Source organism: Microvirga sp. Mcv34 (genome assembly GCF_024519725.1).
Lineage (GTDB): Bacteria > Pseudomonadota > Alphaproteobacteria > Rhizobiales > Beijerinckiaceae > Microvirga.
Genome location: NZ_JALJRK010000110.1, coordinates 1 through 10,928 on the forward strand (window position 1 = coordinate 1; position 10,928 = coordinate 10,928).

Here is a 10,928-nt window from a genome sequence, read left to right on the forward strand (position 1 = left end):
CAGCCAATCACCCGATCCTGATCGTCGCGCTCTCCATCCAGATTGTCGCGCTATAGTCCGGGCCCTCGCCGAGCGGATCAGCCCGTGCAGCGAGCACGTCCTCGACTGGTTCCACATCACCATGCGGATCACGGTTCTGCGCCAATTTGCTCAGGGTCTGGTGCACCATGACAAGGACGCCGGGACGGCGGCTCTGGACGAGTTGCGCCGGATCAAATGGTTCCTCTGGCATGGCAACACATATCGCGCTCGGGAGGCCATCGGTGGTCTGCTGCTCGACCTCGAAGCTCTCGACAGTCGCTATCCCAACCTGCGCAAATTCAGGGCCGCCATGCGGGAGTTCAAGGTCTATATCGTCAGTAACGAGTCCAGCTTGATCAATTATGGCGAGCGCTACCGGTCCGGCGAGCGGATCTCCTCGGCCTTCGTCGAGGCAACGGTGAACGCAGTGATCAGCAAGCGCTTCGCCAAGAAGCAGCAGATGCAGTGGAGCCGGCGCGGGGCTCATCTACTCCTGCAGACACGGACCAAGACCTTGGATGGCTCACTTCGTGCCACATTCGAGCACTGGTACCCCGGCATGATGAACGACAACGCCAAGGACTATGGTCAGGCAGCCGCTTAACTGCCCCACAACTCCTCATGCTCTCCCCATTGCGGCAGCCGTGGTGGCATGGAACGCCTGGCTCGATCTCAACCTCTACACGCGCCTGCCGTGGCTCGGCCTGATCATGGCAGCCTCCATCCTGCGGGCAAGGGGACTCACCTCTCATCTGCTGCCACTCGCCGCCGGCTTCAAGCAATCCCGGTTCCGGCCGCAGGGCCGGGAAGGGGCAACTGAGAAGCTGGAGGGCTTCTGCCAGGTGCTGGAAGAGGCGCTGGCCATCGCCCACAAGGATCTCGACCGGCTCATCCTCGCCCGCGAGCTGATGAGCCGGGTCACCGCCAAGACCCGCTCCAACTCGAAGCTGCCGGAGCTGGTCGAGCTGTTCCTGTCCCGCCCGCTGGTCACCGTGCCGCTCGGGGCCAAGCTGCTCAAGGTCACGCCCAAGGCCGTCGACCTGATGCTGGCGCAGCTCGGCGGCGCCCTGCCGCGCGAGCTCACCGGACGGACACGGTACAGAGCATGGGGGATCGTGTAGAGGCCAAACGACCCTACAGGTGACGCCTCGTTGTCGCCTTACTGCCATGGTTCAGCCCTTGGAGACGAAGCTTAACCGGAGAAGGCCACTTGTTCGAAGATCATGGAAGCATGCGGATCGATCTGGCCTGTCCTCACTGCCAACAGTTGTTCAAGGTCCGGCTGCGGAAGCTCCAGTTCGGGGTGGATCTGACCTGTCGGCTGTGCCGGCACGAATTCGACGCCAGTGAGATCTCCGATCGTCTCGAGGTTCAGGACGCGCTGGCTCGCATGCAGTCGACCGTGCGGCATAGGACACAGCAGGCGAGACCCCGCCAGACTAGTGGCGGGAAGGCCCTTCCGCCAGCCCAGTCGCGGGAGGCGGTTGAGCATTCAAGCGGTGAGCCTCGTCCATTGATAATGCAGCGGAGGGTCGAGCAGGGCTCCTCCACTATCTAAGTCGAGAACCTGAGGACCATTCCAGCACCAGCGATCTCTGGCGACTTGGCTTCCACTCTAGCTGGCGACGCCGTTGGCCCTACCTAAGCTAGTTTCCCCAGCCGGTGGAGAGACGTCCCTCGCGAGACGATGGATGGGGTGAGTTCGCTAGGGCACTTGTGTCGATCGCGTTTTGCGCGATCAGAACGCGCAACAGATTGGGCCACCTCATCCTTCTGATCCCATCATGGGAAAGCCCGAGAGCTGATCCCGAAGAGAAGCAAGACCCTCGAGTGACGTCAAACATCGGAGCGGGAAAACAGCCTAAAAGCGCTTGACCTCGAACCGCCGAATAGAGACGCGCCTCCAATCCCTAGTTCTTCCGTGGCAGCAAGCCGTGAAGGATGAGGTCAATGGCGGCCTCGAAGTGCCGTTCCGGGTCAAGCGGTTTGCGTTCCCCAAACAGGAGGATCCAAATATTGAACAGCAGGGCGGGACCGACGATCTGCTCCGGAAACTCCTGAACCGGCGCAGCCCGAAGTTCGCCCTGAATAGCGCCTTCCTGAAGCACCTTCTGGAAGGTGTCCACAAAGGGCCCCCACACCATGCGGAACTGCTCGTCGAGCATCTCTGGGAACCAGTTCGCCTCAGCGATCAGGAGACGCAGAAGCTCGCGGCTCCGCTGATCATCGACGGCAATCTGATACACGAATCGGAGATACGAGCGCAGCATCTCAGGGGCGGGGCCCGGGCGGTCCGCCAAGAACACCTCGATCTCGGCATGAAGGGGCCGCGAGAGCTCACGGACCATGGCCACAAAGACCTCTTCCTTGTTCTCGAAATAGAAGTAGACCGCACCCCTCGTGACACCGGCACGCTCCGCTATGTCCTCAAGGCGAGTGGCGGCAAAGCCCCTCTGCGCGAACTCCTCAAAAGCGGCCTCCAGGATTTCCCCTGGCCGCTCCGCCTTGCGGCGGGCCCTCGCACCTTTTGCCATTGCGTTCCTCAGTGATTCTCGAGTTGGACACGGCATAAGCCGCAGCCGGTATGCAAGCAGGGCTGACACTATAACTCACATACACGCGCGTCCATAGATTATTGACATTCGTGTATGTCAATAATAGCGGTGGGCTAGATTGGCCCGCGACCTTTGTCCCGTCCGCGGAGTTTCCCGATCTGGCGAAATGGAAGAAGTCTCAATGAAGGATCGTCGCGCACGTTGCGGTTCAGCCTGGCTCATCGGCGCCCTGGCGATGATCGGATTGGCCGCCTGCCAGCAGCAGGAGGCCGTGCCCGAGAAGCCCCCGGCCATGGTCCACGCCCAGATGGTCGAGCTCACCGATGATGCACCGACGATCACGCTCACCGGGGAGATCCGAGCCCAAGTTGAGACGGATCTCGCTTTCCGGGCGGGCGGGCGCATCACCGAGCGCAGCGCCGACGTTGGCATGCATGTCTCGGCCGATCAGGTGCTGGCGAAGATCGACCCGGAGGAGCAGCAGGCCAACGTGACCGCCGCCGAGGCCGCCGTCCGGGCCGCCGAGGCCCAGCTCCGGCAGGCCTCCTCCGCCTTCGAGCGCCAGAAGACCCTGCTCTCGCGCGGTTACACTACACGCCGGGAGTATGACCAGGCGGAGGAGGCCTTCCGCACGGCGCAGGGATCCCTCGCCGCCGCCAAGGCGCAATTGGGCACAGCCCGCGAGCAGCTCGCCCAGACGACGCTGCGTGCCGGCGTTGCCGGCGTGATCACCGCCCGCAACGCCGAGGTCGGCCAAGTGGTGCAGGCCGCCCAACCGGTGTTCACTCTCGCCCCTGACGGGCCCCGCGATGCGGTGTTCAACGTGCACGAGTCTGTCTTCATCCAGGAACCCGCTGGCCGGACCGCCGAGATCCGGTTGGTGTCTGATCCCACCGTCAGGGCGACCGGCACCGTGCGGGAGGTCTCGCCAACCGTCGACCCGGCCAGCGGCACCGTCCGGGTCAAGTTCGGCATCGCGCGCCCGCCGGTGGCCATGACCCTCGGGGCCGCCGTGAGCGGCGAGGGCCGGTTCAAGCCCCGCAAGACGATCGTGCTGCCCTGGAGCGCGCTGTTCTCGCAGGAGGGCCGGCCAGCCGTATGGATCGTCGATCCATCCTCTAAGGCAGTGTCGCTGAGGGCGATTGTGGTTGAGCGCTACGACACCGGCCGCATTGTCGTGCGGGAGGGCCTCCAACCAGGCGAGATGGTCGTCACCGCCGGGGCGCAGCTCCTGCGCCCGAACCAGACCGTCACTCTGGCCGAGGGGGCTCCCCGATGAAAGCTTTCCGCATGAGCCTCGCCCTTGGCGCCACGCTGGCACTTGCCGCCTGCCAGGAGCAACCGGCCGAGCCACCTCCGCCGGTCCGCCCCGTCCTGTCGGTGGTTGCCGCCCCGCAGGCCAGCCAGGAGCTGGGCTTTGCCGGGACCGTCGAGCCCCAGATCCAGTCCAGCCTCGGCTTCCGCGTGCTCGGCCGGATGGTCGCCCGCACCGTCAACGTCGGCGACACCGTAAAGAAGGGGGGGCAGCTGGCCGCCCTCGATCCGATGACGTTCGAGCTCGCCATGCGGTCGTCCCAGGCCGAGGTGTCGAATGCCCAGGCGCAACTGGAGAACGCAACCGCGACCGAGACCCGCCAGCGGACGCTTCTTGAGCAGGGGACCACGACGCAGGCGCAGTTCGAGGCCGCCCAGCAGGCCCGCGAGGCCGCGGCCGCGGCCGTCGCCCGCGCCCGCGCCAACCTAGCCAAGGTCCAGGAGCAGCTCGGCTACACCCAGCTGCGGGCCGACTTCGACGGGGTGGTCACGGCCGTCGAGGCGGAGGTTGGCCAGGTGGTGCAGCCCGGCCAGACGGTCGTGACCCTTGCCCGCCCGGACATCCGCGAGGCCGTCGTCGATGTGCCCGAGGATATCAACGGCAGCCTGCGGTCCGGAGCCCGCTTCGAGGTTGCCCTGCAGCTGGATCCGTCCGTGCGGGCCACCGGCCGGGTGCGCGAGATCGCGCCGCAGGCCGATCCAGCGACCCGCACCCGGCGGGTTCGGATCACGCTCGATAATCCTCCGGCCAGCTTTCGGCTCGGCACCACAGTGACCGCGGTTCTGGGTACGACGAACACCCCCCGCATCCAGCTGCCGGCATCCGCGCTCCTGGAGCGCGACGGTAAGACCATGGTCTGGGTGATCGATCCAGCCACCAAGACAGTCTCCCCTCAGGACGTAAAGGTCGCGGCGCGCGATGAGCGATCGTTCCGGGTCGCGGAGGGGATCGCCCCGGGCACCCGCGTGGTCACGGCGGGCGTGAACAGCCTCACGCCCGGGCAACAGGTCAAGATTTCAGACGAGGCATCGCAGTGAAGAACGGCTTCAACCTCTCGGACTGGGCGCTGCGCCACAGCTCCCTCGTCTGGTACTTCATGATCGTGTCCACCATCGCGGGTGTCATGGCCTACATGAACCTGGGGCGCGAGGAGGACCCGTCGTTCACGATCAAGACCATGGTGATCAGCGCGCAGTGGCCGGGCGCCTCGGTCGAGGACACCATCAGCCAGGTCACCGACCGGATCGAGAGGAAGCTCGAAGAGCTCCCGTCCCTCGACTTCACGCGCAGCATGACCTCGCCGGGCCAGACCACGATCTTCGTCAACCTGAGGGATACGACCAAGGGCCGCGACGTGCCCGGCATTTGGGTGCAGGTGCGCAACATGGTCAACGACATTCGCGGCCAGTTCCCGCAGGGTGTGGCCGGGCCCTTCTTCAACGACCGCTTCGGTGACGTCTACGGCAACATCTACGCCTTCACAGCGGACGGGCTGAGCCGGCGGCAGGTGCGCGACTATGTCGAGGACGTGCGGGCCAAGATCCTCACAGTCCCGAACGCCGGCAAGGTCGACCTGATCGGCGCCCAGGACGAGGTGATCTTCCTGGAGTTCTCGACGCGCCAGATCGCGGCGCTCGGGATTGACCAGCAAGCGGTAATCCAATCCCTGCAGGCGCAGAACACCATTGCGCCGTCCGGCGTCATCCAGGCCGGCCCTGAGCGTATCAGCGTGCGCGTCGGCGGGCAGTTCACCTCCGAGGAAAGCCTGCGGGCCATCAACCTGCGCGTCAACGACCGCTTCTTCCGCCTCAGCGATGTCGCTACGATCACCCGCGGCTACACCGACCCGCCGCAGTCGCTGTTCCGCGTCAACGGCCAGCCGGCGATTGGCTTGGCCATCGGCATGAAGCCTGGCGCCAACCTGCTGGAGTTCGGCGAGGCGCTGAAGGAACGGATGCAGACGATCATCGGCGAGCTGCCCATCGGCGTCGGCGTGCACCTCGTCTCCGACCAGCCGATCGTGGTCGAGCACGCGGTGGGCGGGTTCACTAAGGCTCTGTTTGAGGCCGTGGCGATCGTGCTGGTGGTGAGCTTCATCAGCCTGGGGCTACGCGCCGGCCTTGTGGTGGCGCTGTCGATCCCGCTCGTGCTCGCCATGACCTTCGTGGCGATGCAGTATCTCGGTATCTCGCTGCAACGCATCTCGCTCGGCGCCCTGATCATCGCGCTCGGGCTTCTTGTCGACGACGCGATGATCGCGGTTGAGATGATGGTGGCGCGCCTGGAGGCCGGCGACACCCTGAAGAAGGCCGCCACGGCCGTCTACACCTCGACCGCGTTCCCGATGCTGACCGGAACGCTGGTCACGGTGGCGGGCTTCATCCCCATCGGGCTCAACAACAGCAACGCTGGCGAGTTCACCTTCACGCTGTTTGTCGTGATCGCCGTCTCGCTGCTGCTGTCGTGGATTGTCGCGGTGCTGTTCGCCCCACTTCTCGGCGTGACGCTCTTGCCGAAGACGATGAAGAAGCATCATGACAAGCCGGGCCGGCTCATGGCGGCGTTCTCGCGCTTTCTGGTGGTGGCCATGCGTTGGCGCTGGATCACCATTCTGGTCACGCTCGGGCTCTTTGGTGCATCGGTCTATGGGATGCAGTTCGTCCAGCAGCAGTTCTTCCCATCGTCGGACCGCCCGGAGCTCATCGTCGACTGGACCCTGCCGCAGAACGCGACCATCACCGAGACGAAGACCCAGATGGACCGGTTCGAGACGAAGCTCGCGGGCGATCCGGACATCGATCACTGGTCGTCCTATGTCGGCCAGAGCGCGGTGCGCTTCGTGCTGGCCTTCGACGTCCAGCCGCCCAGCCCCAATGTCGGCCAGATGGTCATCGTCACAAAGGATCTGGAGGCGCGCGAGCGCGTCCGGGCCCGGCTGCAGCAGGTTGCCCGCCAGGAGTTCGTCGGCCTCGACGTGCAGGTGAATCTGCTGCCGCTGGGGCCGCCGGCGGGCCGCCCGGTGCAGTACCGCGTCAGCGGGCCGGACATTCAGAAGGTACGGGAGCTGGCTCAGAGGTTCGCCACCGCCATCGGCGACCATCCGCTGCTGGTCGACATCGGGTACGACTGGAACGAGCCTGCCCGGGTGGTCAAGGTCGACGTGCTGCAGGACAAGGCGCGCCAGCTCGGGGTCACCTCCGAGGACATCGCCCAGACACTGAACGGGGTTGTCGGAGGCACGGCCCTGACGCAGGTGCGGGATGGGATTTATCTCGTCAACGTGGTCGCCCGCGCCAACGCGGCCGAGCGGGGCTCCATCGAGACGCTCCAGAACCTGCAGCTGCCGGGGAAGAGTGGGCAGTCGGTTCCTCTGGCCGCCGTCGCCACGTTCCGATACGAGCTGGAACAGCCCATCGTATGGCGTCGCAGCCGGACCCCGACGATTACGCTCAAGGCCGGCATCCTGGGTGAGACCTTGCCCGCCACCGTGGTCCAGCAGCTTGAGCCGCGGGTGCAGGAGTTCAGGCAGGGACTGCCGGCGGGCTATGCGGTCACGGTTGCCGGTCCGGTCGAAGAGAGCGCCAAGGCGCAGGGACCCATTGCGGCGGTCGTTCCGCTGATGCTATTCGTGATGGCGACCATCCTGATGATCCAGCTCCAGAGTTTCCAGCGGCTGTTCCTGGTGGTGGCGGTGGCGCCGCTCGGCCTGATCGGCGTTGTGGCGGCGATGATTCCCAGCGGGGCGCCGCTGGGCTTCGTAGCGATCCTGGGCGTGCTGGCGCTGATCGGCATCCTGATCCGCAACTCCGTGATCCTGATCGTGCAGATCGAGGACCACCGGCGAGAGGGCTGGGACCCGTGGGACGCGGTGGTCGACGCCACCACCCACCGCACACGGCCGATCATGCTGACGGCCGCGGCGGCGAGCCTGGCGCTCATCCCGATCTCCCGCGAGGTGTTCTGGGGACCAATGGCCTACGCGATGATGGGCGGCATCATCGTGGGCACCCTGCTGACCCTCCTGTTCCTGCCGGCGCTGTACGTGGCCTGGTTCCGGATCAAGCCGCCGTCCCGGTCCGAAATTGAGCAGGAGGCGACAGACGCAGCCCATCAACCGGCATAAGCCGCACTCGCTTAACCACTGAGGCTCGTGCGGCCTGTGCTCCCTCCACACAGGCCGCACGAGCATCGGGCCTCGGCGACAGCAGCCGGGGCCCGTTACCAACCCCTCACAGATGAAGATGCAAGATGTCCCGATGGCTCCCGCTCATCATTGCCCTGTCGATCTCGGGGGGCACGCTTTACATCGCGTTCTTCCGATAACCAGACGGGTGGGTTGACCATGGACGTCAACCCGCAATCGATCACCCTGATCTCGGCCACCATGGCAATGGTCGCGTCGATTGCCAGCCCGTTCGTCAGCACGCGGGTCGCCAGTTTGCAGTTCAAGACGAACGTCCTGTCAGTGAACTGGCAGAAGTGGATCGAGACCCTGCGCGACCTCGTGTTCAGCCTCAACTCTCAGCTTCTCGCGGCGGCGGTGCGGCAGTTCATCGAAGATCCCGCCAGCCTCCTCATCGCCCCTGACCCCAAGCTGTTCAGGCGCGTGAAGGACCTCCTGCGGACAATGGCGAAAATCGAGCTGATGCTCAACCCGCTTGAGCGTGAGCATCAGCAGCTCAATGCCGTGATGAAGCAGGGGATCAACCAGCTTCGGCCACCGTCGCTGGGGCACGACATCGGGGGAGCATCGAGCATGTCTGCCGCGACATCATCCAGGTCACTCAAGGAACCGGGAGTGGAACAAACCTGGGGGTAACGATTGCACCCGATCATGAGCGCTTGGACGGAATAACCGGAAAGGGCGCGCAATGACTGTGACGGAGTGGGCGATCTGTATCGAGACGAGGCGACCCGATGGAACGCGCGAGCGCTGCGACATCGGTGCTATCCGCCGTGATCTGTCAGCCCCTGCTCCGGACGACCTCGGTCTTCGACTTGCGGAAGCAAAAGATCTGCTGCAGCGGCTCCAGCTGCGGATGATCGAGGGCCAGATCGAGCAGAGTGCCGCCCTGGATCGCTGGTGCAGGCACTGTGGTTTGACACGCCCGCTGCATGATCATCGGCGGCGGGTCATCCAAACTCTGTTCGGTACGGTGCCCGTCCGGCAGCCGCGAATCCGTCCTTGCCCTTGCCGCCGCCTTGAGGCCGGGCCCACCGGATCCGGTGAGCGATCCAACCGTGTATCGATGCTCCTGAAGGGGCGCGCCACACCCGAACTCGTCCGCATTCAGGCCGAGCTTGGCGCACGGTTGTCGTTTCGCGAGGCCGCCCATGTCATCGCCTTGTTCCTTCCAAGCGGCACCGGCGCCAACCATATGACGGTGCGCCGCCGCCTCGCCGAGATCGCCGATCGTGTCGAGGCACGCGACCATGCCAGCCCGCATCGCATGAGCCTGTCCCAGGGCGGACCGCTGATCGCTGCCCTCGACGGAGCTGTCGCTTTGCCCCTAAAGGCGAGATAAGGAACTCAACAAAATCAAGGGCAAGCCTTTGCCGGTAAATGTGAGATTTTGCCGATAAAATCGAGATTTTTCCCCCTAAAAGTGAGACAGCGTTTACAGGGGTGTGCGGCTGGCTGCGATGGAGATGAAACGGGACCTGACAGAGTTCGCCAAGATCGCCTTGCTCCGGACCTATCACAAGGAAGCCCGTTGGCTCGCCACCGTCGATCGTATCGCGCCAGATACAGCACCGCTTTCACACGCAGGATCAAAGAGCACCGAACAAACCTGATCGGCATCTCGTCTTTAAGGGCAAAGAATCTTGCTTTTCGGCACCCAACGCGACGAATCTCAAAGTTAAAGGCAAAGTGACATCTATACCGTGCCGTCGATGCTTTCGGGCAGACGATCGACTTTCTGCTCTCGCCCAAGCGGGATGCAGCAGCCGCCCGACGTTTCTTCCGCAAGGCTCTGGGACAACCGCATACGGTCAATCCGCGGACCATCACGGTCGACAAGAATGCCGCCTATCCAATCGCGGCTAAAGCTATGAAGAAGAGTGAAGAACTCTGGCGCTTTGCCAAACTCCGGCAGTGAAATTTCTGAATAACATCGTTGAACAGGATCACCGGCGCATCAAGCGGCTGGTCAGGCCCGGGCTGGGCTTCAAGAGCTTCATGACGGCCTCCCGAACAATTGCGGGCTACGAGATCATGGCGATGGTCCGCAAGGGTCAAGTGGCGAGGGTACCAGCGAACGACATGAGGGCTCAGAGCGACTTCATTGCTGCTCTGTTCAGCGCTGCTGCCTGATTTGAGGCATCATTCGGCTTCCGATCAACCTACCTCGCGGCGTGCAACAGAACCCTGGAGCGAACCAAGCCCGCCCGCAGGCCCTTGCCCGGGCACCTGCCGCGCCGGCGTGTGGTCCTTCCGAGCCCAACCGCCTGCGCCTGCTGCGGCGGCTTGCGCAAGCTCGGCGAGGTCGTGACCGAGACCCTGGAGCGTATTCCGGCGCGTTGGGTCGTGCTGCAAACCGTGCGCGAGAAGTTCAGCTGTGCGGCGTGCGAGACTATCACCGAGACGCCGGCGCCGTTCCATGCCATTCCGCGTGGCCGTGCCGGCCCGCATCTTTTGGCCGAGATCACGGTCGGCAAGTTCAGGCTGCATCTGCCGCTGACCCGCCAGAGCACAGTGTTCGCTCAAGAGGGCGTCGATCTGGATGTCTCCACACTCTGTGACTGGATGGGGGCTGTCGCGGTTGCGACCCAGCCGTTGAGCGCTCTGATCGCCGAGCATGTGATGCAGGCCGAGCGGCTGCATGCCGACGACACGCCGGTGCCGGTGCTGGCCAAGGGCAAGACCAAAACCGGCCGGCTCTGGACGGTGGTCCGCGATGATCGGCCCTTCGCCGGGGCCGATCCGCCAGCGGCCGTTTACTATTATTCTGCGGATCGCAAGGCGGAGCACCCGCAGTCGTTCCTGAGGAGCTACAGCGGGGTCCTGCAGGCGGATGCCTATTCCGGCTTCGGGC

At 64.5% G+C, this 10,928-nt stretch carries 11 protein-coding genes and 2 pseudogenes; 10 read left to right on the plus strand and 3 right to left on the minus strand.

Annotated features, from left to right (window positions below):
• Together OC446_RS27095 and OC446_RS27100 are read left to right on the plus strand one after the other, a co-directional pair.
• Positions 1-625, plus strand: a pseudogene (locus tag OC446_RS27095) (ISKra4 family transposase); the annotation flags it as partial.
• Positions 606-1,142 (plus strand): DUF1612 and helix-turn-helix domain-containing protein, encoded by a 537-nt coding sequence (locus tag OC446_RS27100; protein WP_262032074.1) that lies wholly within the window; start codon positions 606-608, stop codon positions 1,140-1,142. The pseudogene OC446_RS27095 and the gene OC446_RS27100, both read left to right, overlap by 20 nt.
• Positions 1,143-1,213: 71 nt before the next feature.
• Here OC446_RS27100 and OC446_RS27105 read toward each other — a convergent pair whose 3' ends face one another.
• Together OC446_RS27105 and OC446_RS27110 are read right to left on the minus strand one after the other, a co-directional pair.
• On the minus strand, positions 1,214-1,513 hold the full coding sequence (locus OC446_RS27105) for a hypothetical protein (RefSeq protein ID WP_262032075.1): 300 nt from the start codon (positions 1,511-1,513) through the stop codon (positions 1,214-1,216).
• Between the two features lie 418 nt (positions 1,514-1,931).
• Positions 1,932-2,624: a TetR family transcriptional regulator gene (locus OC446_RS27110; RefSeq protein WP_262032076.1), complete on the minus strand. Its 693-nt coding sequence runs from the start codon at positions 2,622-2,624 to the stop codon at positions 1,932-1,934.
• Positions 2,625-2,757: 133 nt separating this feature from the next.
• Between OC446_RS27110 and OC446_RS27115 the strand changes: the two genes are divergently transcribed.
• The 4 genes from OC446_RS27115 to OC446_RS27130 all read left to right on the plus strand — a co-directional run bounded on the left by OC446_RS27115 (position 2,758) and on the right by OC446_RS27130 (position 8,710).
• Positions 2,758-3,855 carry an efflux RND transporter periplasmic adaptor subunit gene (locus OC446_RS27115; RefSeq protein ID WP_181054739.1) on the plus strand — a complete coding sequence of 366 codons (1,098 nt, stop codon included), beginning with the start codon at positions 2,758-2,760 and terminating at the stop codon, positions 3,853-3,855.
• Positions 3,852-4,928 (plus strand): efflux RND transporter periplasmic adaptor subunit, encoded by a 1,077-nt coding sequence (locus tag OC446_RS27120; RefSeq protein ID WP_262032077.1) that lies wholly within the window; start codon positions 3,852-3,854, stop codon positions 4,926-4,928. The genes OC446_RS27115 and OC446_RS27120 overlap by 4 nt, the downstream gene beginning before the upstream one ends.
• Complete coding sequence (locus OC446_RS27125) at positions 4,925-8,014, plus strand: efflux RND transporter permease subunit (RefSeq protein WP_181054737.1); 3,090 nt, start codon at positions 4,925-4,927, stop codon at positions 8,012-8,014. The genes OC446_RS27120 and OC446_RS27125 overlap by 4 nt, the downstream gene beginning before the upstream one ends.
• 219 nt (positions 8,015-8,233) lie before the next feature.
• Positions 8,234-8,710: a hypothetical protein gene (locus OC446_RS27130; protein ID WP_181054736.1), complete on the plus strand. Its 477-nt coding sequence runs from the start codon at positions 8,234-8,236 to the stop codon at positions 8,708-8,710.
• A gap of 145 nt (positions 8,711-8,855) precedes the next feature.
• Here OC446_RS27130 and OC446_RS27135 read toward each other — a convergent pair whose 3' ends face one another.
• Entirely contained in the window at positions 8,856-9,227 is a 372-nt protein-coding gene (locus OC446_RS27135) for a hypothetical protein (RefSeq protein WP_262032078.1), read from the minus strand.
• A gap of 42 nt (positions 9,228-9,269) precedes the next feature.
• Here OC446_RS27135 and OC446_RS27140 point away from each other — a divergent pair, with 42 nt between their 5' ends.
• The 4 genes and pseudogenes from OC446_RS27140 to tnpC all read left to right on the plus strand — a co-directional run.
• Positions 9,270-9,416 carry a hypothetical protein gene (locus OC446_RS27140; protein ID WP_262032079.1) on the plus strand — a complete coding sequence of 49 codons (147 nt, stop codon included), beginning with the start codon at positions 9,270-9,272 and terminating at the stop codon, positions 9,414-9,416.
• A 396-nt stretch (positions 9,417-9,812) separates the two neighbouring features.
• On the plus strand, positions 9,813-9,992 hold the full coding sequence (locus OC446_RS27145) for a DDE-type integrase/transposase/recombinase (protein WP_262032081.1): 180 nt from the start codon (positions 9,813-9,815) through the stop codon (positions 9,990-9,992).
• The gene (locus OC446_RS27150; RefSeq protein ID WP_262032080.1) at positions 9,989-10,207 is read left to right on the plus strand and encodes a transposase; all 219 of its coding nucleotides are present in this window, start codon (positions 9,989-9,991) and stop codon (positions 10,205-10,207) included. The genes OC446_RS27145 and OC446_RS27150 overlap by 4 nt, the downstream gene beginning before the upstream one ends.
• A 60-nt stretch (positions 10,208-10,267) precedes the next feature.
• Positions 10,268-10,928, plus strand: a pseudogene (tnpC, locus tag OC446_RS27155) (IS66 family transposase); the annotation flags it as partial.

Excerpts from the sequence above, each read along its gene's own strand:
- OC446_RS27100 (WP_262032074.1), top strand. The coding sequence starts at position 606 with ATGGTCAGGCAGCCGCTTAACTGCCCCACAACTCCTCATGCTCTCCCC.
- OC446_RS27105 (WP_262032075.1), bottom strand. The coding sequence starts at position 1,513 with ATGCTCAACCGCCTCCCGCGACTGGGCTGGCGGAAGGGCCTTCCCGCC.
- OC446_RS27140 (WP_262032079.1), top strand. The coding sequence starts at position 9,270 with ATGACGGTGCGCCGCCGCCTCGCCGAGATCGCCGATCGTGTCGAGGCA.
- OC446_RS27120 (WP_262032077.1), top strand. The coding sequence starts at position 3,852 with ATGAAAGCTTTCCGCATGAGCCTCGCCCTTGGCGCCACGCTGGCACTT.
- OC446_RS27130 (WP_181054736.1), top strand. The coding sequence starts at position 8,234 with ATGGACGTCAACCCGCAATCGATCACCCTGATCTCGGCCACCATGGCA.
- OC446_RS27135 (WP_262032078.1), bottom strand. The coding sequence starts at position 9,227 with ATGGGCGGCCTCGCGAAACGACAACCGTGCGCCAAGCTCGGCCTGAAT.
- OC446_RS27115 (WP_181054739.1), top strand. The coding sequence starts at position 2,758 with ATGAAGGATCGTCGCGCACGTTGCGGTTCAGCCTGGCTCATCGGCGCC.